The 23,014-nt window shown below is 49.5% G+C and carries 25 protein-coding genes; 20 read left to right on the forward strand and 5 right to left on the reverse strand.

Translation table 11 applies throughout. From position 1 onward, the window contains the following. Positions 1–101 precede the first annotated feature (101 nt). Complete coding sequence (gene slmA, locus K5Y32_RS24340) at positions 102–698, forward strand: nucleoid occlusion factor SlmA (RefSeq protein ID WP_008109747.1); 597 nt, start codon at positions 102–104, stop codon at positions 696–698. 57 nt (positions 699–755) lie between these two features. Here slmA and pyrE read toward each other — a convergent pair whose 3' ends face one another. After that, on the reverse strand, positions 756–1,397 hold the full coding sequence (gene pyrE / locus K5Y32_RS24345; protein ID WP_008109749.1) for an orotate phosphoribosyltransferase: 642 nt from the start codon (positions 1,395–1,397) through the stop codon (positions 756–758). A gap of 49 nt (positions 1,398–1,446) precedes the next feature. Continuing rightward, on the reverse strand, positions 1,447–2,163 hold the full coding sequence (gene rph, locus K5Y32_RS24350) for a ribonuclease PH (RefSeq protein ID WP_101760691.1): 717 nt from the start codon (positions 2,161–2,163) through the stop codon (positions 1,447–1,449). A gap of 144 nt (positions 2,164–2,307) precedes the next feature. On the opposite strand from rph, the gene K5Y32_RS24355 reads away from it, so the two are divergent. Then, a complete protein-coding gene (locus K5Y32_RS24355; RefSeq protein ID WP_222186127.1) occupies positions 2,308–3,492 on the forward strand; it encodes a NupC/NupG family nucleoside CNT transporter in 1,185 nt (394 codons plus the stop codon). A gap of 30 nt (positions 3,493–3,522) precedes the next feature. Here the strand turns inward: K5Y32_RS24355 and K5Y32_RS24360 are convergent, their stop codons facing one another. Continuing rightward, a complete protein-coding gene (locus K5Y32_RS24360) occupies positions 3,523–3,966 on the reverse strand; it encodes a DUF3574 domain-containing protein (RefSeq protein WP_210081787.1) in 444 nt (147 codons plus the stop codon). Between the two features lie 156 nt (positions 3,967–4,122). On the opposite strand from K5Y32_RS24360, the gene K5Y32_RS24365 reads away from it, so the two are divergent. From K5Y32_RS24365 to K5Y32_RS24435, 15 genes are all read left to right on the forward strand, one after another. Further along, the gene (locus K5Y32_RS24365; RefSeq protein ID WP_061720336.1) at positions 4,123–4,986 is read left to right on the forward strand and encodes a YicC/YloC family endoribonuclease; all 864 of its coding nucleotides are present in this window, start codon (positions 4,123–4,125) and stop codon (positions 4,984–4,986) included. 676 nt (positions 4,987–5,662) lie between these two features. Continuing rightward, complete coding sequence (locus K5Y32_RS24370; protein WP_222186103.1) at positions 5,663–6,190, forward strand: fimbrial protein; 528 nt, start codon at positions 5,663–5,665, stop codon at positions 6,188–6,190. Positions 6,191–6,262: 72 nt separating this feature from the next. Next, positions 6,263–8,791, forward strand: a complete 2,529-nt coding sequence (locus K5Y32_RS24375) for a fimbria/pilus outer membrane usher protein (protein WP_222186104.1) — start codon at positions 6,263–6,265, stop codon at positions 8,789–8,791. Positions 8,792–8,860: 69 nt separating this feature from the next. Continuing rightward, positions 8,861–9,613 carry a fimbria/pilus periplasmic chaperone gene (locus tag K5Y32_RS24380; protein ID WP_370635138.1) on the forward strand — a complete coding sequence of 251 codons (753 nt, stop codon included), beginning with the start codon at positions 8,861–8,863 and terminating at the stop codon, positions 9,611–9,613. A 2-nt stretch (positions 9,614–9,615) separates the two neighbouring features. Beyond that, positions 9,616–10,128 (forward strand): fimbrial protein, encoded by a 513-nt coding sequence (locus K5Y32_RS24385; RefSeq protein WP_222186105.1) that lies wholly within the window; start codon positions 9,616–9,618, stop codon positions 10,126–10,128. Positions 10,129–10,139: 11 nt separating this feature from the next. Then, positions 10,140–10,631 carry a fimbrial protein gene (locus tag K5Y32_RS24390; RefSeq protein ID WP_222186106.1) on the forward strand — a complete coding sequence of 164 codons (492 nt, stop codon included), beginning with the start codon at positions 10,140–10,142 and terminating at the stop codon, positions 10,629–10,631. Next, positions 10,632–11,099, forward strand: coding sequence for a fimbrial protein (locus K5Y32_RS24395; protein ID WP_222186107.1), 468 nt, complete (start codon positions 10,632–10,634; stop codon positions 11,097–11,099). Between the two features lie 20 nt (positions 11,100–11,119). Further along, entirely contained in the window at positions 11,120–11,623 is a 504-nt protein-coding gene (locus tag K5Y32_RS24400; protein WP_255602833.1) for a fimbrial protein, read from the forward strand. Next, positions 11,623–12,420: a hypothetical protein gene (locus tag K5Y32_RS24405; protein ID WP_222186109.1), complete on the forward strand. Its 798-nt coding sequence runs from the start codon at positions 11,623–11,625 to the stop codon at positions 12,418–12,420. The genes K5Y32_RS24400 and K5Y32_RS24405 overlap by 1 nt, the downstream gene beginning before the upstream one ends. After that, positions 12,386–14,146, forward strand: coding sequence for a PglL family O-oligosaccharyltransferase (locus K5Y32_RS24410; protein ID WP_222186110.1), 1,761 nt, complete (start codon positions 12,386–12,388; stop codon positions 14,144–14,146). The genes K5Y32_RS24405 and K5Y32_RS24410 overlap by 35 nt, the downstream gene beginning before the upstream one ends. A gap of 296 nt (positions 14,147–14,442) precedes the next feature. Then, a complete protein-coding gene (lpxP, locus tag K5Y32_RS24415; protein WP_222186111.1) occupies positions 14,443–15,366 on the forward strand; it encodes a kdo(2)-lipid IV(A) palmitoleoyltransferase in 924 nt (307 codons plus the stop codon). A 16-nt stretch (positions 15,367–15,382) separates the two neighbouring features. Then, a complete protein-coding gene (locus K5Y32_RS24420) occupies positions 15,383–16,525 on the forward strand; it encodes an alanine racemase (protein ID WP_222186129.1) in 1,143 nt (380 codons plus the stop codon). A 111-nt stretch (positions 16,526–16,636) separates the two neighbouring features. Then, complete coding sequence (locus tag K5Y32_RS24425) at positions 16,637–17,032, forward strand: polyketide cyclase (RefSeq protein ID WP_176971633.1); 396 nt, start codon at positions 16,637–16,639, stop codon at positions 17,030–17,032. A gap of 434 nt (positions 17,033–17,466) precedes the next feature. Beyond that, positions 17,467–17,733: a hypothetical protein gene (locus K5Y32_RS24430; RefSeq protein WP_222186112.1), complete on the forward strand. Its 267-nt coding sequence runs from the start codon at positions 17,467–17,469 to the stop codon at positions 17,731–17,733. 74 nt (positions 17,734–17,807) lie between these two features. Beyond that, positions 17,808–18,452, forward strand: coding sequence for an oligosaccharide flippase family protein (locus K5Y32_RS24435; protein WP_222186113.1), 645 nt, complete (start codon positions 17,808–17,810; stop codon positions 18,450–18,452). A gap of 80 nt (positions 18,453–18,532) precedes the next feature. On the opposite strand, the gene K5Y32_RS24440 is transcribed toward K5Y32_RS24435, so the two are convergent. Beyond that, positions 18,533–19,225, reverse strand: coding sequence for a LuxR C-terminal-related transcriptional regulator (locus tag K5Y32_RS24440; protein ID WP_222186114.1), 693 nt, complete (start codon positions 19,223–19,225; stop codon positions 18,533–18,535). A 291-nt stretch (positions 19,226–19,516) separates the two neighbouring features. Between K5Y32_RS24440 and K5Y32_RS24445 the strand changes: the two genes are divergently transcribed. Then, the gene (locus K5Y32_RS24445) at positions 19,517–20,134 is read left to right on the forward strand and encodes a trimeric intracellular cation channel family protein (protein WP_008109765.1); all 618 of its coding nucleotides are present in this window, start codon (positions 19,517–19,519) and stop codon (positions 20,132–20,134) included. On the opposite strand, the gene ligB is transcribed toward K5Y32_RS24445, so the two are convergent. After that, positions 20,048–21,817 carry an NAD-dependent DNA ligase LigB gene (gene ligB, locus K5Y32_RS24450; RefSeq protein WP_222186115.1) on the reverse strand — a complete coding sequence of 590 codons (1,770 nt, stop codon included), beginning with the start codon at positions 21,815–21,817 and terminating at the stop codon, positions 20,048–20,050. The two genes, K5Y32_RS24445 and ligB, sit on opposite strands and share 87 nt — an antisense overlap. Before the next feature lie 240 nt (positions 21,818–22,057). On the opposite strand from ligB, the gene gmk reads away from it, so the two are divergent. Beyond that, positions 22,058–22,681, forward strand: coding sequence for a guanylate kinase (gene gmk / locus K5Y32_RS24455; protein WP_222186116.1), 624 nt, complete (start codon positions 22,058–22,060; stop codon positions 22,679–22,681). Between the two features lie 57 nt (positions 22,682–22,738). Beyond that, a complete protein-coding gene (gene rpoZ, locus K5Y32_RS24460; protein WP_007885265.1) occupies positions 22,739–23,014 on the forward strand; it encodes a DNA-directed RNA polymerase subunit omega in 276 nt (91 codons plus the stop codon).

Consider the following 23,014-nt stretch of genomic DNA (forward strand, 5'->3'; position numbering starts at 1 on the left):
CGCTTAGCCATCTTTTTATTTCTTGTCGCCACAGGCCGCTATATCTGTGGCAGATGAGGCAGTATTGCCTGTTTTGGTGAATTTCAGGGGTGTTGAAGGTCATGGCAGAAAAAAAAGTCGCGAAACGGAATCGTCGCGAAGAGATTTTGCAGGCGCTGGCGCAAATGCTGGAGTCGGGCGATGGCAGTCAGCGCATCACCACCGCGAAGCTGGCTGCGAATGTCGGCGTGTCGGAAGCGGCGCTTTATCGCCACTTTCCCAGCAAAACGCGCATGTTTGACAGCCTGATCGAGTTTATTGAAGACAGTCTGATTACCCGCATCAATCTGATCCTGAAAGATGAAAAAGAGACGCTGACGCGCCTGCGTTTAATCGTGCAGCTGATTCTGGGATTTGGTGAGCGTAATCCGGGGCTGACGCGTATTTTGACCGGCCACGCGCTGATGTTTGAACAGGATCGCTTGCAAGGGCGTATTAATCAGCTGTTTGAGCGTATTGAAGTGCAGCTGCGTCAGGTAATGCGCGAGAAGAAAATGCGTGATGGTGAAGGTTTCCAGAACGACGAAACGCTGCTGGCGAGCCAGTTACTGGCGTTTTGTGAAGGGCTGTTGTCGCGCTATGTGCGCTCCGAATTCCGCTTTCGCCCGACCGCAGATTTCGAGAGCCGCTGGCCGCTGATGGCGGCGCAGTTGGTTTAAAAGGGCCAGGTCGGCATAAATGCCGACCTCATTACCGAACGCACCTTTCCCGAATAATTAAATCCCGTACTCTTTACGATACGCGCGCACTTTCGCCAGATGGTCAGCCATCTCCGGCTTCTCTTCCAGGTAATCAATCAGCTCAGCTAGGGTAATAATCGCCGTGACTTTGCACTTATAGTCACGTTCCACTTCCTGAATCGCCGAAATATCGCTGCGGCCGCGTTCCTGACGATCCAGCGAAATCAACACGCCCGCCAATGTCGCGTTGTGCGCACTGATGATATCCATTGATTCACGAATCGCGGTACCGGCGGTGATCACATCATCCACCAGCATCACTTTGCCTTGCAGCGGGCTGCCCACCAGCAAACCGCCTTCGCCGTGATCTTTGGCTTCTTTGCGGTTGAAGCAGTAAGGCACGTCACGTTCATGATGATCGGCCAGCGCCACCGCGGTAGTGGTGGCAATTGGGATGCCTTTGTACGCCGGGCCAAACAGCAGATCGAAATCAACGCCGCCATCAACGAGCGCCTGCGCGTAGAAACGGCCTAACAGCGCTAAATCGCGACCGGTATTAAACAGACCGGCATTGAAGAAATAGGGGCTTTTACGTCCCGATTTCAGGGTGAACTCACCAAACTTCAGCACCCCTTTGTTCAGGGCGAATTCAATAAACTGACGCTGCCAGGCTTTCATTTCTCACTCCTCAAATAAAGAAAAGGCGACTCTATGGTCGCCTGTTACATCAATTAGTTAGCGCCGCTTTCTGCGCCTGAATCAACTGCTCAATGCCGCCTCGCGCCAGCGCCAGCAGCTGCAGTAACTCGTCGTGGCTGAAGGGCTCACCTTCTGCGGTGCCCTGCACTTCAATCATGCGGCCGTCTTCGGTCATCACCACGTTCATGTCAGTTTCTGCGGCGGAATCTTCCACATACTCCAGATCGCACAGCGCTTCACCGCCGACGATGCCCACAGAAATCGCCGCCACCATGCCTTTCAGCGGGCTGGCTTTCAGCTTGCCCGCAGCAACCAGCGCATTCAACGCATCGGCCAGCGCCACACAGGCGCCGGTAATAGATGCAGTACGCGTACCGCCATCGGCCTGAATCACGTCGCAATCCAGCGTGATGGTGAATTCACCCAGCGCTTGCAAATCCACTGCTGCGCGCAGTGAACGGGCGATCAGACGTTGAATCTCTAGCGTACGTCCGCCCTGTTTGCCTTTGGCGGCTTCACGCGCCATGCGGCTATGGGTCGAACGCGGCAGCATGCCGTATTCCGCGGTGATCCAGCCTTGACCTTTGCCTTTGAGGAAACGCGGCACGCTCTCTTCGACGGTTGCGGTGCACAACACTTTGGTTTCGCCGAATTCAACGAGCACAGAGCCTTCTGCATGTTTGGTGTAGTGACGAGTGAGTGTGACGGGACGTGTTTCAGATGCACTACGGCCTGCTGGACGCATGGTTTCTCTCCGGCTTGCTTAGGTTTGGCTGCGCATTATACGGGCTTCAGCTGCGGCTGTCCCGTCCGCGATCGCCACAATCCTGGATGAAATTCTGTGGTGGCTGTGGCTAAATGCGCGTTTCCTCCCTTAAAAAGATAAATGATGATCGCGATACTCCATTTCCTGCTGGCGCTGGTGGTGATTTTTGCCCTTGCGCTATTGGTCAGCCACGACCGCAAACGCATTCGTCCCCGCTTTATTATTCAGCTGCTGATTGTCGAAGCCGCGCTGGGCTGGTTCTTCCTGCACTCGGCGGGCGGCCAATCGGTAGTCACTGCGGTGGGCGGCTTCTTTGAAATCTTATTAACCTACGCCGCGCAAGGGACCAACTTTGTCTTCGGCAATATGGCAGATCAGGGATTAGCCTTTATTTTCCTCGGCGTGCTCTGCCCGATTGTGTTTATTTCCGCACTGATCGGCATTTTGCAGCACTGGCGCATTCTGCCGCTGCTGATTCGCGCCGTTGGCACTCTGTTGTCAAAAGTGAATGGCATGGGCAAGCTGGAATCGTTTAACGCCGTCAGCACCTTGATTCTCGGCCAGTCGGAAAACTTCATTGCCTATAAAGGCATTCTCGCCGATATTTCCGCGCCACGCATGTACACCATGGCGGCGACGGCGATGTCGACGGTTTCGCTGTCGATTGTTGGCGCGTATATGTCGATGATTGATGCCAAATATGTGGTTGCGGCGCTGCTGCTTAATATGTTCAGCACCTTTATTATCCTGTCGATCATCAATCCAACCCGCCCGGAAAACGAGGAGCAGATTGCGCTGGATAAGCTGCATGAAGATCAGAGCTTCTTTGAGATGCTGGGCGAATACATTCTCGCCGGCTTTAAAGTGGCGATGATCATCATGGCGATGCTGATTGGCTTTATCGCGCTGATTGCGGCGATCAATGCGCTGTTTGCGTCAGTATTTGGTTACAGCTTCCAGCATTTACTCGGCTACGTTTTCTATCCGTTTGCGTGGCTGGTTGGCATTCCCTCCGCCGATGCTTTGCAGGCGGCGAGTATTATGGCCACCAAACTGGTAGCGAATGAATTTGTCGCGATGATCGAGCTGAAGAAAGTGGCGGCTGAAATGACGCCACGCGGACTGGGGATTCTGTCAGTGTTCCTGGTGTCGTTCGCTAACTTCGCCTCAATCGGCATCGTTGCCGGTGCGATTAAAGGCCTGAACGAAAAACAGGGCAATGTGGTTTCACGCTTTGGCTGGAAGCTGGTGTATGGCTCCACGCTGGTGAGCTTGCTGTCGGCCGCATTCGCCGGGTTGTTTATCTGATAACGCATGGCGGCTGCATGGCCGCCATTTTTAAAACGCCACGCACACCAGCGAATCAACCCGCATCACCGATTCCTGCTCGAAACGCTGTTTATAAACGTCACGAAGCTTATTGATGCTGTCAGAGCTCGCCACATCCGGAGTGTGAATCAGCATCAACGCTTTGCTGTTTTCCCGCGCCAGCTTACCGTTCTCGCCCAGCCACTGACCTTTGGCGTCATATACCGATAAACCGTCTTTGAAACGCGGCGTCACATCGTTATCGACAAACTGCTGCCATTCGCTGCTGCTGACGATGCCACCTTTCGGTTTGTTCATGCCAAACCACAACGTTGTTTGCATCATCACGTCACCAGAACCGCATACCGCAACCGGCGCGGTGTTGGGCGGGATCTGATGCGTTTTCGTCGACGGAGCCTGACAGCCAGCGAGCAGTAAGGTTAATAAAGCAGGAAGAGCCAGAGAGCGGAACATCACTTCATCCTTTTAAGCGAACCAGCGCTAAGCATAAGTGTCTGTCGGTAAAAGAGGTAATTTTTTGTTATTCACGCTTAAGTGCGCTTATGCCTGTTAGCGTCGAGGCTGCCTCGCTATACTTCACCCAACATTTCTGAAAAAGAGAAGACGATTATGATCCGCAGTATGACCGCTTACGCCCGCCGCGAAGCCAAAGGCCACTGGGGCAGCGCCGCCTGGGAAATCCGTTCGGTTAACCAGCGCTATCTGGAAACCTATATCCGTCTGCCGGAGCAATTTCGTGGCCTGGAGCCGGTCATCCGCGAGCGCATCCGTAATCGCCTGACGCGCGGTAAAATCGAATGCAACCTGCGTTATGACGCCGATGCCAGCGCGCAAGGCGAACTGCAGCTGAATGAATCGCTGGCCAAACAGCTGGTGCAGGCCGCCAACTGGGTGAAGATGCAGAGTGATGAAGGCGCGATTAATCCGCTGGATATTCTGCGTTGGCCAGGCGTGATGTCCGCGCAAGAGCAGGATCTCGACGCCATCAACGCCGAACTGCTGGTGGCGCTGGATGGCGCATTAGATGACTTTATCGAAGCGCGTGAAAGCGAAGGCACCGCGCTGAAAGCGATGATTGAACAGCGTCTGGAAGGCGTATCGCACGAAGTCAGCAAAGTGCGCGCGCAGATGCCAGAAGTGATCAAATGGCAGCGCGAGCGTCTGGTCACCAAGCTGGAAGAAGCCGAAGTGCAGCTGGAAAATAATCGCCTCGAGCAAGAGCTGGTGATGATGGCGCAGCGCACCGATGTTTCGGAAGAGCTGGATCGCCTGGATGCGCACGTCAAAGAGACCTACAACATCCTGAAAAAGAAAGAAGCCGTTGGCCGCCGCCTCGACTTTATGATGCAGGAGTTCAACCGCGAGTCGAACACGCTGGCTTCGAAATCGATTAATGCCGAGATCACGACATCAGCGATTGAGTTGAAAGTGTTGATTGAGCAGATGCGCGAGCAGATTCAGAATATTGAGTAATCACGCATTCCATTAATAACGTCAAGTCTGTAATCCTACGGGCTTGACGATGAATGCTGGTTACCGATTGCTCATACCGTAATTAGGATTGCCCGTCAGAACCAAAATTTTGGCCCCCATTTGTACCAAACGGCAGGCGTTTTCCGCTGTTGCCGCGCCCCAGGCACCATTTTTGATCCATCGAGATGCGTGCCATTAAAACCCGGATCTACCGCTTCAAAATTGCCCCCTATCATACGCCCGGTCAGCCGGCATTATTCATATAAGGTTTGTTCCATCACAATGTTTGCGGGCATGCCATGAATAACAGCGTATTCACTGTCGAATATATTGATTAATACAATATAACCCCCGCTAAGGGGCAGAGAAAGCTATCCATAAAAAGACCATAATTCTTATCAGGCAATGCATAAGAATCACATTAAATAATTCTAAAAAAATTTATTTCCTTCGCTGCGCATAAGGCCTGTCTTTAAAAAAAGAAAAGACGTTCTATTTATAAACATTTTTTATGACATTAAAATTTTATTTCTCCTATTAATTTATCGAGAAACCTGTCGCCATACTATTAGGCACATGCAATGGATCGTATAAGGAAAATGAATTTTATGTTCATCACTGACGTGGTTCATTTCCTTTGTGCCTTCAAAAATCAACATAGGAATAGGTAAACATTATGAAATTTAACAAAATCGTAGTTGCACTCGGCTTGGGAGTGATGATTACCGCTAGCCTGGCTAACGCTGCCATTAGCCAGGGCGGGGGTACTGTCACCATCAAGGGCTCAATTATTGATGCACCTTGTTCAATCAACCCAGGCTCGCAGGATCAAACCATTGATCTGGGCCAGGTATCGAAAAAGCAGCTGGCAGCGGGTGGTAAATCAACACCGGTACCGTTCAACATCAAACTGGAGAATTGCGATTTCACCGCAGGTAAAGATGTGAAAGTGACCTTTACCGCCATGGCATCTGAAGCCGCACCGACTCTGATTGGGATGACCGGTACCGTTGGTGGGGCAAGCATTGGCCTGACAGATGGCTCAGGCAAGCTAATTAAATTGGGTCAGCCATCAACCATGACTCTGCAGAGTGGTAGCAATACTTTGTCGTTCTCTGCATATCTACAGGGCGATGGTCCCTCTGCAACCATCACACCGGGGGTATATCAGAGCACCGTCGATTTTGGCCTGGATTATCAGTAATTATTTCCCAAGCTAATCAGAGACATGCGCAATCTACGCATCTCTTTTTAATTTCGCCAAGGTGTTAGTAGTATGTCAGTCCATACCAGGAACTCATTTTCTTTTCAAAATAACTGGCGCTTACGCCCGTTAGTTGCTGGTTTGTCATTGGCTTTTTTTACCAGTGCAATTAGCAGCACATTAGCAGAGGAAGTTGAGTTTAACCTGGACAATATGGATCTCTCCGATCGGGAAAATATTGATATGAGTCAGTTTTCCCGCGCAGGTTATATGATGCCTGGTCAATATGACATGGCAATTAAGATTAATGATATTGAATCGTCCGCAGAGGAGATAATCTTTTTACCGTCTGAACATGATGAAAAGGAAACCGTCGCCTGTTTGACGCCACAAATGATGGCAGGCTTCGGTTTAAAGAAGGCTTGGTTAGATAAAGTTACCTACTGGAATAATGAACAATGTGCCCGGCTTGATATTATGCCGGGTATCATTTTGCGTCCTGATTTAGCGTCATCAACGCTCTACGTGAGTGTTCCTCAGGCGTATATTGAATATCAAGCCGCTAACTGGGATCCCCCTTCACGCTGGGATGAGGGGATTGCTGGATTTATTGCAGATTATAACACCAATTTCAATTACTCCTCCCCGACAAAAGGCAGTGAAACACGCGAATTAAGCGGTAATGGCGTGGTGGGTGTCAACGCCGGTCACTGGCGTATGCGTGCGTTCTGGAATGGTAATTATTACACTGCCAATAACACCAAAACCTCTACTTTTAACTGGAATCAATATCAGGCATTCAGAGCAATCAAGCCCTGGGGCGCAAAATTAACTGTTGGCCAAAATGACCTCGCCAGTGATGTGTTTGAGAACGCACGCTATGTTGGCGCCGGCCTTTTCAGTGATGACAACCAGTTACCCCCCAACTTGCGTGGCTACGCACCGGAAGTCCGCGGCATAGCGAAGACCAATGCAAAAGTCACCATTAGCCACGCTGGACGTGTGTTATATGAAAGCCAGGTTGCTCCCGGTCCTTTTATTATTCAGGACTTAAGCGACTCTATTAGTGGCACTCTGGATGTCAAAGTTGAAGAGCAAGATGGCAGCGTTCAGACCTTCCAGGTTGAAACCGCATCCATTCCCTATCTTAGCCGCCCAGGCCAGGTTCGCTTTAAAGCGGCGGTAGGGCAAACGACAGACGATAGATTTCATCTGCAGAATGAAATGTTAATGGCAGGGGAATTTTCATGGGGTATTAGTAACGGTTGGTCGCTGCTCGGGGGCGGATTATCTTCTGGAAATTATCATGCCGCGTCACTGGGTGCAGGGCGTGACCTCTTCTCGTTTGGGGCGTTAGCACTCACCGCAACTCAATCTTATGCAAAGCTGCCTCACAACAAAGCACGCTCTGGCGGCTCCTATAGCCTGAGTTATTCTAAACGCTTCGAGAACTATGACACGCAAGTGACCTTCACAGGTTATCGCTTTTCGGAGAAAAGCTATCTCAGTCTAAATCAATATCTTGAGGCAAGCCGTAAAAATTTGCTTATTCGCAATAATGCAGCGAATAAGCACACCTATACCGTTTCACTTAATAAGCAATTCCGCACACTCGGCGTCAGCGCATTTTTAAATTATAACTATCAGACTTACTGGAATCGTCAGGCGATCAGCCGTTGGAATATGTCGTTTGCGCGCTATTTCGATGTGGGGAATTTTAAAAACGTCAGTCTCAATCTCTCCGCCTATCGCACACAAAATTCAGGTATACAAGATGACGGGGTGTTTTTGAGCCTGAACGTACCTTTCGGGACCTCGTCGGGCTTAAATATCAATGCTCAGAATTCGGATACCGGCCCAATGAATAGCCTGAGTTGGTATAACCGCATGGATGAACGCAACAGCTATCGCTTAGGCGCCAATGTCGATCACCAACAACGAAGCACTTACAGTGGCTATTACACGCATACCGGCGATACCACGCTGACGAACTATAGCGCCAGTTATAAACCAGGTCAGTATCGCTCTGCGGCCCTGTCCATGCTGGGGGGATTAACGGCCACAGCGCATGGTGCAGCATTACATCGCACTACAATACCTGGTGGCACACGTCTGATGCTGGATACTGAAGGCATCAGTGATGTGCCCATTAAGTCTTCCGGTGTGTCCACTCATAGCAACAAGCTTGGAAAAGCCGTACTGACGGATTTCAGTAGCTATACACGTAATCAGGCACATCTGGATATCAACCAACTTAGCGATGAGATTGAAGCGGAGTCGCCCGTTCTGCAATTAACCTTAACCGAAGGAGCCATTGGCTATCGTCGCTTTAAATTAATTAAAGGGCAAAAGCTAATGGCGGTGATTCGCCTGAGTAATGGCAGTTATCCTCCGTTTGGCGCGAGCGTATTAAGTAAAGGGCGTGAGACCGGTATTGTTGATGAGATGGGCAGCGTCTGGCTTAGTGGTGTAAACCCTGAAACGCTGATGGATGTCCGTTGGAACGGCAGTATTCAATGCCAAATTGCCATGCCAAAAGTACTACCCACTGATGAGAGTGGAGAAACGAATCTGCTGCTTCCGTGTACAGAAAGGGAATAATTCTTACACATTAAAGTTTGTTGAATATTTGTCGCTCTATCACACCAGACATATAGAGTGAGTAATAATATTATGAACCTGAAGGCTTCTCTCGCTACCGTGGCGATGCTGTTTGGCGCTATGATCTTTTCGCAGAGCGCGCTGGCTGCTATTGCATTGGATCGGACCCGCGTCATTTATGATGGCGCTGAACGCTCAATCAGTTTGAATATCAGCAATGAAAATAAAGCGCGTCCGTATCTGGCGCAAAGCTGGCTGGAAGATAAGCAAGGAAAAAAAATAAAGTCGCCGCTTATGGCGCTCCCTCCCGTTCAGCGTATTGAGCCAGGACATAAAAGCGCCATCAAAATCCAATCTTTACCTGCCGCAAAATCATTGCCTCAGGATCGTGAATCTTTGTTTTACTTTAATTTGCGAGAGATTCCGCCACGCAGTGAAAAACAAAACGTGTTACAAATTGCGTTGCAGACACGCATCAAATTGTTTTATCGCCCAGAAAAATTAATGATCGATCCACAGGCTTCAATCAAACCTGTACAAAATCAACTCACCTTGAAAAAAAACGGTGATCAATACACGGTGATAAATCCTACCGGTTATTATGTCACGCTGATTACTGCAGCCAGTCATGTTGATGGTAAAGAAGAGAATGATTTTGATCCGATTATGATTGCGCCACAAAGCAGTGCCGCTATTAACCTCAAAGCCAGTAAGTTAGGTTCGCATCCGGTATTAAGCTATATCGACGATTTTGGCGGTCGGCCAAAATTGATATTCAGTTGCAATGCCAATGTGTGTCGTGTCACTGATAGCCGCGAATAACCATGAACAGCTTGAAGTGGCTGTTCATATCTTTCGCACTACTGCGCTGCGAAATGCTCTTCTCAGCGCCGATCACGCCGTATGAAGAAGTTATCCCCGGCACCACCAGATATCCAATTAATGTGTCGGGGATTATCGTCAGCTCCCAATGCACTTTGAATGGTGAGCAAGAAAGTAGCGTGAACTTCGGCGATATCATTATTCAATTAATTGATGGTATCCGGTTCAGCAAATCAGTGCCGTTCACCGTCTCTTGTCCGGATGCTTTCAACGGAGAGCAGGAAGTTTATATCGCAGCTACAGCGGCGGCGTTTGATACTAATGTCATTTATACCACCAACAGCAACGTGGGTATTAAATTAATTTTGAACGGTAAAAACATTGAAATAAATAAAGCACACAATATTGATTGGCGAACATCAAACACATTGATTGCCGTGCCGATTAAAAACAATGTCAACGTCACAGCAGGTAACTTTACTGCAACCGCTACCATGGTATTAAATGTTCGTTAAGGAGACGTGGAATGCAGATTACAAAAAAACTGCTCTGTATACTGATCATTGCCTCTGCATTGCATAGCACGTTGTCTAACGCCAGTGCAGGTGTCAACTTTTCAGGAAAGCTGATTAACGTCCCGTGTAAAATTGACAATAGCAAAGATATAGATGTCAACTTTGGTGACAGAGTGGATATTAATGAAATAGATGGCCTGAAATACACGGAATTGCTGACACTGTCGATTAAGTGCGACGAAAACTATTCCGAAAACCTTTACTTCAGTGTATCTGGTAGCGCAGCAATATTTGATAAAGCAGCAATACGCACTAACATCACTAACGTGGGAATAAAATTCATCAATGGTAAAGATGGCACTCCACTTGAAATAAACAAAAAATACAATTACGTGCAGACGGGGGATTTTTCGCTAAAGGTGGTTCCTGTTAAAAAATCTGGTTCAATACCGTTGCCGGGTAAGCTAACGATAAGCGCACAACTGATTGTCGAGCCTCAGTGAATGAAAACTGCATTACTCATATTGCCACTCTTTATTTATTGTTGTTATTCTTATGCTGTGAAAATAAACTTTTCAGCCACCCTTATCAGGGTCAATTGCGTAGTAAATAATGACAAGCCGGCAGAGATTGATTTTGGTGATACTGTAGGAGTAAATCATATTGATGGTGTGAGATATCAACAGCGTATTCCCATCAGCATCGTGTGCCGGACCCCTCCGGGAAAACAGTTGGAACTGGCGTTTTCGGGCATAACCAGTAATTTTGATGCCAGTGCGTTATTCACAGGGATGGAAGATTTAGGCATCAGGATAATGCAAAATAATCAACCCATTATAATTAATCAACGCTTTACGCTTGATGATGCCACGCAACCTGTGTTTTATGCCGTTCCGGTAAAGCGGGCTGGCAGCGATCTGAAAAGCGGGCGTTTTAATGCGCTGGCAACGCTTATTATTCAGTCCGAGTAGTGATTATGCGCTTCCATATTATGTTAACCATAGCCCTGCTATCGACATGTTCTGTGACCGCTTATGCAGCTGCTGACTTCTCATTTAAGGGCGGATTGGTGCAGGAACCCTGCATGCTCGCCCCCAACAGCAGTGATATTTTCATTGATTTTGGAAGCGTTATTAATAAATTTCTTTATCGCTATCAACGTACCGCAGGTATTCCCATAACGCTTATTTTACAGGGTTGCGATACCTCAGCAACCGATAAACTCTCAATCACCTTTAAGGCAACGGAGGATGCGCAACAAGCAGGCATGATAATGCTTGATCCATCCAGTACCGCAAAAGGCATCGCCATTGGCGTTGAAGAAAAAGGGATCTTCATTCCGATAAATAAAAGCGTCGAGAAAAATTTCCATTCTGGTGAAAACAAAATGGTTTTTGACTTGTTCCTGTCTGCTGACAATGAAAGCATTAAAAATAACGCATTGCATCCCGGAACAATCAATGCCAATGCAATTTTGGAACTGGAGTATCACTAATGCGCATTTTAAATTTAATCTCTTTTTTTATTTTCATAATTACTTCTGCATCATCACAAGCCATCATCATCGGTCATAATAGTTATTTGTCCTGGGGCGGGAAATTTACTACATTTTCTGTATATGTTGACCACTGGGATGAAGATAGCTCTTTGAAAAATCCGTGTTATAAGCAGCCGGGCTGTAAAATCGCGTCTTTTCCGGGAGTAAATAATGTACCCGTTGACATTAATGCACCAAATGTCTTGTCTGCGGAAAACTATGAAACCATTGGTGAACTGGGAAAAGCGTATAAAGCTAAGTATCCTTTATCGACAGCACATAATTTTCAAATAGATGGAAGATCACCTGAATATAAATGTTTCCGATTGGCAACGTTTCAAAATGATTGGCATGATGCAACCTTCCTGCCTGATAATATATGTATCAGAGATCATAAATATCCCGTTAGCTGTTCACTTTTGGGTGATACTAATCTCTATCACGGCTATGTTTCTGATAAAACCATAAATGGTAATACTGCTCAAACGCAGTTAACACTTTCCTGTAGCAAAGCGGCAACGGCAAAAATTTACGCGACAGGGTTTGAGGCTAATATTGTCTCGCTCCGTTCGGATGACAGTTTGCAGACTGAATTAAATGTCAATGATCAAGATGCTTCTGAAGGCATTAATATTGAGGTGAATTCGGCCAACTCGCTGGCAACTTTTACGCTTAGCTCAACGCTGCGTACTCATGGTACGGTCGCACCTGGCGCATTTAATGGCGCCGGCACGCTCATCATCTCAGCTTATTAATTTGAAGAAAACCATGTATTTTAGTCCTATTTTTTCCAAGCGCCCATTTACTACATTGCTCGTCTCACTGATCGTGGCGATCGACTTAATGTTGATGCTGCAAGTCTACGTTGCCAATATGGGCGGTTCAGGTTTTCGCCTGCCGCAAAATCTTATTACGCTCATTTTTATGGCCATCTGTATTTTTATCGTGGCAATAAAATACCTCTTTTTCTCCCCCTCAACGGGCGGGGTGCGAGTGGCAAAGGTGACACCGATATGGCTGCTAGCGTTTCTGCTCCTTAGCCAGCCCATACTCTGGACGTTTTACGGCAATCATGATGTGACCTTACTCCCCCAGTTAACTGCCTATGCCCTGGCAATGCTATTTTACCTGGCCATGCTACAAATCCCCCTTTCACCGAACGTGAAGAGGTTCTGGCTGGTATGCATTCTGATTGCGGCCGTAGCGCAAGCGATGCTGGCGCTATGCCAACTCTTCATGACGGGAGCGAATAACTGGATGGAATTTCCGGCAGATGGCACCCGCGTCTATGGCATTTTCCAGCAGGTAAATTTGCTGGGTAGTTTTCTGGCTACAGGCTGGACGTTAGCACTATATTTTAGCTTTAAGGCGCGTCATGGCGTGCTTCGTTTACTGCTGGCAGCGATCATGGCTGTATTGCTGGTGATTTTAGTGACCATCCAGTCTCGTGTTGCCTGGCTTGGTGCGTCGGCCAGTAGCGCTTTACTTATCTGGGCATTCCGCCGGCATCGCCATTGGCGGCAACACCTCATGATTGGCTTCCCCATTGCATTAGCAATTGTGGTAGCTTGCCAGACCCTGCTCGCGTATGCCCCCATTGCAGGATTAAATAAAGTGGATAAAACCCATTCAACGGCAGTTCGAGTGAAGATGATTATGCACAGCCTGCATATGATCGCCGAACATCCTTTAAGCGGTTGGGGTGCTGGTCATTTTGAACACGATTATCTGCTGCACGTGCGTGAGGAAACGGCGCATTCATTGAACTCTCGTCCCCCAACGCACCCGCATAATGAAATCCTTTTTCAATGGGTGGAAAATGGCGTTATTGCGCTGGCGGGAATGGCGCTAATAATATTGGCTTGGTTCAAGCCCGTCGTAACCGGCAGCCCTTATGCAAGGCGACGCGCCTTTAGGGTATGGACGATGACCTTACCTATCGTGATACATCTGCTTTTTGAGTATCCGCTCTACCAGTCCGCGCCGCATGGTCTGGTATTACTACTGCTGATCCGTCTGATGCAGTCTGAGTCAGATCTGCGAAGCCTGACTCTGCACCCGTGGGCACATTATGCCGCAGCTGGGTTTGTCGCCCTTTTTGCACTCGCGTTGATGGTTTTTGCGGCAACAGGTTTGCACACCAATGCCATCCTGACGCAAATTGAGCGCAATAGGTTTGCTGATTTTTCCCATGCTGAGCAACTTATTAATCCTTACGCCCAATGGGAGCGCTATCAGTTTGATGCAAGCCTTCATCGTCTAATGACGTTCAACAGCACAAAAGATGTCGGGCAATTAATCCAATTCAAACTGTGGGCAAAGGAATATCTGAAAAAGCACCATGATGCCAACGTTACCTTCTCACTACTTGAGATCGCCATATTGCAGGGAGACATGGAATGGCAACAGAGACTGCATCAGCGCGGTCATCAGCTTTTTCCAGAAGACAAACGCTTTAATCTTCCTGTGCAAAGTAAATAAAGCGTAAAGATTAATGTTTCCTTATTAACAGACAGTTCCTAATCCACCACGTGATGGGTAATTTGACTTCTTTAAGATGAGATTACCCTGCTGTTTTTAAAGGGAATGAATAAAAGGTGATAGAATGAGCCCGTTCTAACCGTAAATGTGCTCAATCCTGAGGATTGCAGAGATAGGGTAACATTGACGGCACTTTTTGCTAAAGTGGTGGTCGTAATCAATACAGTTGTACCGCTCCAGGAACTCAGGGACCCTTTTTCTTCGTGCGATACATTTTTCCCCGACATGAAGGCGTTATGACGAAATCCAGGCAGTTCCGTTCCAAACTTCTGCATCCCCGTTATTGGTTTACCTGGTTTGGGCTAGGTGTTCTGTGGCTGCTGGTGCAACTTCCTTACCCCATTCTGATCCGGCTTGGCGCTGGCGCTGGCAAATTGTCACGTCACTTCCTGAAGCGGCGCGAACGCATTACCCGTCGCAATATCGAGCTGTGCTTCCCTCATATTGATGAAGCGAAGAAAGAAGCGATGATCGCCGGCAACTTCGAATCACTGGGTATGGCGCTGGCAGAAACCGGCATTGCCTGGTTCTGGTCCGATACGCGCGTACGTCGCTATTTCAACGTTAGCGGTCTCGAAAATCTGCAGCAGGCACAAAGCCACCAGCGCGGTGTGATGGTTATTGGTGTGCACTTTATGTCGCTGGAACTTGGCGGCCGCATTACTGGTTTATGCCAGCCAATGATGGCGATGTATCGTCCACATAATAATCAAGCGATGGAGTGGGCACAGACTAAAGGTCGCATGCGTTCAAACAAAGCAATGATCGATCGTCGCGATCTGCGCGGAATGGTGCAGGCGCTGAAAAAAGGCGAAGCGGTTTGGTTCGCACCGGATCAGGATTATGGCCCGAAAGGTAGCGTGTTTGCCCCGCTGTTTGCTGTTAAACAAGCGGCGACCACCAACGGCACCTATGTTTTGTCTCGATTGGCAAAACCGGCGATGCTGACTATCGTGCTGATTCGTAATCAGGATAAAAGCGGTTATCAGCTGATCATTCAGCCTGAACTTGAAGGCTATCCCTATGAGGACGAAGCCGCTGCGGCAGCGTTTATGAACAGAGTCATTGAGAAAGAGATTCTGCGCGCCCCCGATCAATATTTGTGGCTGCATCGCCGCTTCAAAACCCGTCCGCCGGGTGAGTCTTCGCTCTATATCTAATGTGTGGACAATGACAATGGAACATACTATTGAGGCTGGCTGGCTGCGGCCTCTGATTGCCGACCGACTCACGCCTTACCTCGAAATTGATGCAGCGCGCCTGCAACGCAACCTGCAACAGATGCAACAAAAAGCCGATGCCGCTGGCGTCACGCTACGTCCTCATATCAAAACCCATAAAAGCGTCTGGATAGCTGAGCACCAGCGAAAGCTCGGCGCGCGCGGCATTACCGTATCTAAACCGAGTGAAGGTATCGCTTTTATTCTCGGTGGCGAACGCGATCTGCTGCTGGCTTACCCAGTTGTGCATGCCGATACGCTGAAAGAACTTTTGGCGGTAGCCGCACAACATAAGGTGCGTATTACCTGCATTGCGGATTGCGCGCATGGCGTGGCAGCAATAGCGGCTGCACATCAGCGCCAGCCCGATTGCCAGCTGGCGTTAGCCATCAAAGTGGATGTGGGATTACATCGTATCGGTGTTGATCCGCACGGCGATGCCGCCGTTACGCTGGCGCAACAGATTCACGATGCGCGCCTCACGTTTGCCGGGCTGGTTTCTCATGCCGGTCACGCTTATGGCGCGGGCAACGCCGCAGCGATTGCCGACGTTGCCCTGCAGGAAATCGCATTGTTGCGTGATCTGCAGCAGCGCCTGATTGTCGCTGGTTTTGCGCACTGCCCGATTTCGGTCGGTTCAACGCCAACGGCATTGGCAGCGCCTGTCGCGCAGGGCAGCGATGAAATCCGCCCCGGCAATTACGCGCTGCTCGATCTCACCGCATGGCGTTTGGGTCTCTGCACGCCAGATGCGTTGGCGCTGAGCGTGGTGACACGCGTGGTGGCGGTCAATCCGCACTTCGCTATTATTGATGCCGGTTCCAAAATGCTCAGTTCTGACAAAGGCCCGCACGGCACCAATGCTAGCGGATTTGGTATCGCCGTGGACGAGCAAGGCAATCATTATGAAGTGTTGAAGCTGTCGGAAGAGCATGGTTTCCTGCAGTACGCAGAGCAGGCGCCCACCGTTGGCGCGCTGCTGCGCATCTTCCCTAATCACAGCTGCGCGGTGGTTGCGCAGTCCGATCGCTTCGTGCTGCGCCATGCTGATGGTGCAGGTAAAGAGCAGGACATTCAGGGGCGCGGCAAGTTTATCTGATTACAGCATTTTCACGGAAACCGCTGCTGTCCCACACTTCCATGACCGGGCCGTTTGCAGCCCGGTATCAGCGTGCTTTAATGACTTCTTGTTAGCTCATCAGGAGGTTCCATGCTGCCATCTCAGACAGTCACACTCACGGTCCCACGCAACTGGTTAGATTTGTATGAAACCATCTGGAAACCGGAATGCTTTGCCAAATGGGCTAGCGGACTAAGCGCCAGTACGCTTACACAGGAAGGGAACAGCTGGAAAGCCAAAGGTCCCGAAGGAACGGTGAAGATTCGCTTTACCCCGCACAATCCATTTGGCGTGATGGATCACTGGATTGATACCGGAACCGGTAAAGAGATTTATATGCCGATGCGGGTGATTGCTAATGAGCAAGGCGCGGAAGTCGTGATGGTGGTTTACCGTCAACCATTCATGTCTGACGAGAAGTTTGCCGAGGATGTTGCATGGGTAAAACGCGATCTGGAACAGCTTCTTCATCTGTTAACTCATTAGAATCAATGGATTATGAAGATCTCACCTCTTTAACGCACGCTGGAATCAATCAATAAAAATCGGTTACTTTTTTGCACAGTAGCGTTTAACTGTTTTGCTCAAACCTTCATGTATTTATCTGCTAATCACCAGTCTGGCTTAAGCATCCTCAGCAGGAAAATTCCTGGTGAGGATGTGCAGAAAAATGCTGAGTACCTCTGATTTATCGAAGTTTTTTCTTTTTTGCTTAATCACCGATTCATTCACCTGTCTGGAATGAAGAAAAGCACTAATAAATAGTAAATCACTCGCCTTATATATTCTGATGCAAATTCTGAAACCATTTATTCCTGCGGTGAATTTATAGGAGTTTTCTGATGGTGTTAATTTAATTAAAACACGGTATAACTCTTTCCACACACAGCAGTAACCTATAATAACAACAGGGAAATAACATGGATCGCTCAACCTATCCTTTGTTATCAGAAAAAGAATTTGTTGAGATTGCCAGTCGGATGCTGGCCGGGGAATATATAAACTCAAAGGGATTTTATAATGATCTTACGGATTTCCTCCGCACAGGAGGAGATACCATTAAGACAACAACACCATTAAGCGCCAGGGGCATCTTAATAAATTCAGAACATCATTTAATTGAACGCATCTTTACGTGGCAAAACCTGAAAGGTATATCAGGGCTACGTCAGGAAGCGCTGCATTGATGTAAGCTGTGCTTTGGCCTGCGGCCAGGGTAAACCCTTAATTGCACTGGTACATGTACCATAATGAGCAGAATATGGCGATAAGAGAAAAAAATCTGGCCAACGCTAAATGGTCAATTTTGTCATCGATTAAAATCGTCGGCATTGGTGTTTTACAACTTTCACTTCTGGCACAAATACTCCAGGCAAACGAGTTAAATTTACTCGCCATTGCTATTGTGATGTTATTGATTATTGACACACTGGCCGATCGCGGATTTGGCAATACCATTATCAGAAGTAACGACCTGAACAATAGCGATCTCTCAATATTGTATTGGGGGAATGTATTAAGCGGACTCGCTATTTTTGCCGCGCTGTTTATTGGCAGCGACATTTCTAGCAGAATAATGAATCAACCCGAAATGGCAATAATGCTGGAAATGATTTCGGTCATCTTCATTATTATTCCGCAGGGACAACATTATCGCGCCATATTACAGCGGGAAAACCAATTTTCGCGCATCGCATTTGCGGAAATAGCTTCTGTGCTGGTGGGATTGGGCGTCACGCTGTTTACCGTGTGGCTAACACCTTCAGTGCTATGCGCCATCTGGGGCTACCTCGCCATGGTATCCATCAGAATGCTGATTTACTGCTACTACGGTCGCTCTTGGTTCCAGCCAGAATACCGTTTTAGCCTGAAAAGTTTCGCTAACGTGCGAGCAAGAAACGGATAATAAAAACAAGTCTGTATGGTGGGCTCTGGGCATCTGAAAAGATGCGTTCGCGTGCTGGTCGCCAGCACGCTTTTTTCTTTTTAGGCTTCCAGTAACTCTTCCAGTGACTGAAAACTGAGTTCATTTAACTTGCCGTTACGCTGCAAACGCAGCCAACTCACTATCATGCGTAACTCATCAATCACCATGTAGAGATCGGCCATATCATTCTTGCTTTTGACCTGCAGCCGCGCCAGTGCATTGAGTTTGTGTGCATTCACTGTTTTATGACTGATGCCCAGGCGAATTCCGATGTGCTCAATGCTGTAACCCCACGCCATCATCAGTAGCACCCGTAATTGCCTGTCTGGCAGAAGAATATCCGCGCCTTCAACTAACTGAATTTGGGCATTAGTATTGATGCTGGTGAGAAGACGGCTGGAAAGTATCTGACGAGAGGATTTTAAGTCTAACACCGTGAGCGAAGGCAGGTAACGACTGAGCGCATGCATCAGCGGTAACAAACGCCGCGTGAGCACCACGATTTGCATCGCGGGAAACTGCTGCTGTAAGGCGTAAAGTACTTTTAAAGTGCCGGTTAGCGGCATATTTTCATGAAAGATACACACCAGCAAACGCGGTTTCATCTTTTCGCACTTCGCCATGACCGTGCTGAGAGACCATAGCTCATGCAGCTGACACGCAACGGGTAACGTGGACAAAAGACTCTCCAGCCCCAGCGCCGCCAGTTTGTCAGAGGAGAAAAAGAGAATGTCTTCGTTGCGAGTTTTCATGCCTGTCCAATAGTTGCTACGCGTGATACCTGAGAGCGGAAAGCCGGATTTATTTGCCAGTAATCACGTACGACACAAACTGGATGGAACTTAAGAAGAAAGGCTCTTAGCCTCTTCGCATCATTTATACTTATGCGAAAGGGTCATTAACTACCGATTTATCCCGCCCGCTAAGCCTGTTATCAGGCTCGCCATCAAAATGCCTAATCCGATAGCGCTGTATTTAGAAAATCTCAGTGGTCTACACTCTGGGAAATCTTTAGCCTTGCCGCCAATATACTGGAGTGCTCTATGTTATTAACCGTTCTCTATATTATTGGTATTACGGCCGAAGCCATGACCGGCGCGCTGGCGGCAGGACGTCGTAAAATGGACCTGTTCGGCGTGATTATCATCGCCTCGGTCACCGCCATTGGCGGCGGTTCGGTGCGTGACATTCTGCTGGGCCACTATCCGCTCAGTTGGGTTAAGAATCCTGAATACATCATGATCGTTGCTGCGGCTGCGGTTGTGACTACCTTTGTCGCACCGCTGATGACGCACCTGCGCAAAGTGTTTCTGGTGCTGGATGCGCTGGGTTTAGTGGTGTTCTCGATTATTGGCGCCCAGGTTGCACTGGATAGCGGGCACGCCTCCATCATTGCAGCCATCGCCGCCGTGATCACCGGCGTATTCGGCGGAGTGCTGCGCGATATGTTCTGCAATCGCATTCCGTTGGTGTTCCAGAAAGAGCTGTATGCCGGTATCGCTTTCGCCTCGGGCTGGATGTATATCCTGTTGCTGAAAACGCCGCTGGCGCATGAAGCGGTGGTGATCATCACGCTACTGTTCGGCTTCTTCGCCCGCTTGCTGGCGCTGCGTTTCCGCCTCGGTTTGCCGATCTTCAACTATCCCCATCCTGAACATTGAATCAGTTGCAGGAATCTCCTGCTGCTGCAGAAAGTGAATCAACTGCTGCAGGTGCGCATCCTGCAGCATCATCACAATCCGTTGTGCCAACACGCTACCGATACCGGGCAGCTGCTGCCAGCTTTCCGCCGTTCGCGTCAGCAACTGCGACCACTGCGCATCCGGTAAAGCCTGTAACGCCGTGCGCGGTAACGGCAAGCCAAGTGCGCTCACCCAGCGCCGCAGCGGCTGTTGGCGCGTCAGGTTAAAGCGGTGCCAGATAAGTTGTGCGCGAGCTGGCGTGATGCCATTGGCCTGCGCAATCTGCTCCGGCGTCAGTGTCAGCCAGGAAAAAAGATGGGTGATAGCCCCGCTATCCAGCAGGCGCTGCCAGCTGCTGCGCTGTACGCCCGCAATATCGAGTACCGACTTCTGGCTGAGCCAGCTGAGGCGAGACAAAAACTGCGCCCGGCAGTCGGCGCTAAAGTGCAGACAGGTTAAGCCGTGGAATTCGCCCTCCTGTGGCGACGCTGGATAATCGCGCTGCGCCACACGCCAAATCACGCGCTCCAGTCGCGGAATGCCTAATCCCGCCAGCGTGAGCGTCACCTCATCACCCGCGATCACATCCAGTTCCCGCCAGCGTCGCAGGGAACCAATGTTTACCCGGCGTACCGTTTTGTCCTCCAGTTGCACCGGTATTAGATCTAGCACCACGGCGATCTTGCCCGTGCGGCCCACATTAAAATCCACTGACAGCACTTCGCTGCTGACTTCTGCTGGTTGATACTTCCATGCCGCTGACCAACTGCCCTGGCCGGGCTGCCAATCGCGCCCTGCGCTGACGGGTGATTGATGGATTACCACGCCGTCGGTGACAAACGGCAGCGATTCGCGGAACCAACGATCGCGCCATACCGCGACCTCTTCTTCATTACTCACCTGACGGCTCCAGCTCTGCGCCAGCCCAAATCCCCATTGTGTGAGTTGTGCCAGACGATCGGGCATCGAATTGGGCCCATCCGGCCACGCCCAGATAAATATACCAAGCTGCTCAAGTAGCGGGCTGTTGTCGTGGCGCATCATCGCTCCCGCCACCTGCGCGCGCGCGTTCTTGCCGCCGTCACGCGCCTGTTGATGATCGGTCATTTGCAGAAACAACTCACCTTGCAGCACCACTTCCTCGCGCAAGGTATCCAGCTGCTGCGGGATGGAGGGAATATGTGCGGATTTGGCCAGCCACTCTTCCCCACGTAAACCATCACCGCGGCTGATTAATGACGCCAACTTACCCTGTCGATATACCAAAGTAACGGCGACGCCATCGACTTTCGGCTGCAGCCATAGCGCAGATTTGTCCTGCATCCAGTACGCCACCGCCAGCTTATCGCGCAATTTGCGCACGCCGGTATGCGCCACCGGATGATGTGTGCTGCCATCGGTGGTAAGTTGTGCATCGTAGGTGGCTTGCGCCGGCGTGAAACAGCGCTGCCACTGCTGTAATCGCTGTTGCAGGCTGTCGTAATCGGCATCGGTCACCAGATTAGTGCCCTGCCGGTAATATGCGTCATCCCACTGCCGTAGCTGGGTTTGCAGCTGTGTGATTTCCTGCCCCGCACGCATCGGCGACCAGTTCGGGCAGAGCGCTTCGGCCCAGCAACCGATGCTGAATAAGCAACACAATAGACTCAGGCATCCTTTCATCTTCGCTCTCCTTTTTTGCTATTGGAAAGCGCAGCGCTGCCATTTACCAGCCATGAAAATTGCGTGCTGGAAACAGATTCAAGGCATTTAATCGCTGTTGCAGCCTGCTACATCAGCCTCTGGCGCGGCTTCACAGAAAAAAGAATTGCCTCAGCCAAGCGGCAAACGCTGCGTGACCACCCCAAGCCGTGTATACTGTGCAGGAAATCGACTCCGCTCTTTACTCAATTCAAGATAACCATGGCTCAAGGCACGCTTTATATAGTTTCCGCCCCCAGCGGCGCGGGTAAATCCAGCCTGATTCAGGCGCTGTTAAAGACACAACCGCTGTACGATACGCAGGTGTCTATTTCTCATACCACCCGTGGCGTGCGTCCCGGTGAAGCTCATGGTGAGCACTACTTTTTCGTCTCTAAGTCCGAATTCGAGACCATGATTGCAGCAGACGACTTCCTCGAACATGCGGAAGTGTTTGGCAATTATTACGGTACGTCACGCGCTGCAATTGAGCAGGTGCTGGCGACCGGCGTGGACGTCTTCCTGGATATCGACTGGCAAGGTGCGCAGCAGATTCGCAAGAAAATGCCTGCCGCACGCAGCATCTTTGTGCTGCCGCCTTCTACCGAAGAGTTGGATCGTCGCCTGCGTGGCCGCGGTCAGGACAGCGAAGAGGTGATTGCCCGTCGTATGCAACAGGCCGTGGCAGAAATGAGCCACTACGCCGAGTATGACTATTTAATTGTTAATGATGATTTCGATCTGGCGCTGTCAGATCTGAAAACCATTATTCGCGCAGAACGTCTGCGTATGGGTCGCCAAAAATCGCGACATGATGCTTTAATCAGCAAACTATTGGCAGTCTGAATTCACTTTCAGTATTATGCCCAGTCATTTCTTCATCATCTGTGGAGTAGCACACCTATGGCACGCGTAACCGTTCAGGACGCAGTAGAGAAAGTTGGTAACCGTTTTGACCTGGTGTTGGTCGCTGCACGTCGTGCACGTCAGATGCAGGTAGGCGGTAAAGATGCGCTGGTTCCGGAAGAGAACGATAAGCCAACCGTTATCGCCCTGCGCGAAATCGAAGAAGGTTTGATCACTACCCAGATTCTGGATGTCCGTGATCGTCAGGAACAGCATGAGCAGGAAGCCGCTGAGTTACAAGCCGTTACCGCTATCGCTGAAGGTCGTCGTTAA

It is taken from the genome of Pantoea sp. DY-15 (assembly GCF_019795935.1).
Taxonomy (GTDB): domain Bacteria; phylum Pseudomonadota; class Gammaproteobacteria; order Enterobacterales; family Enterobacteriaceae; genus Pantoea; species Pantoea leporis.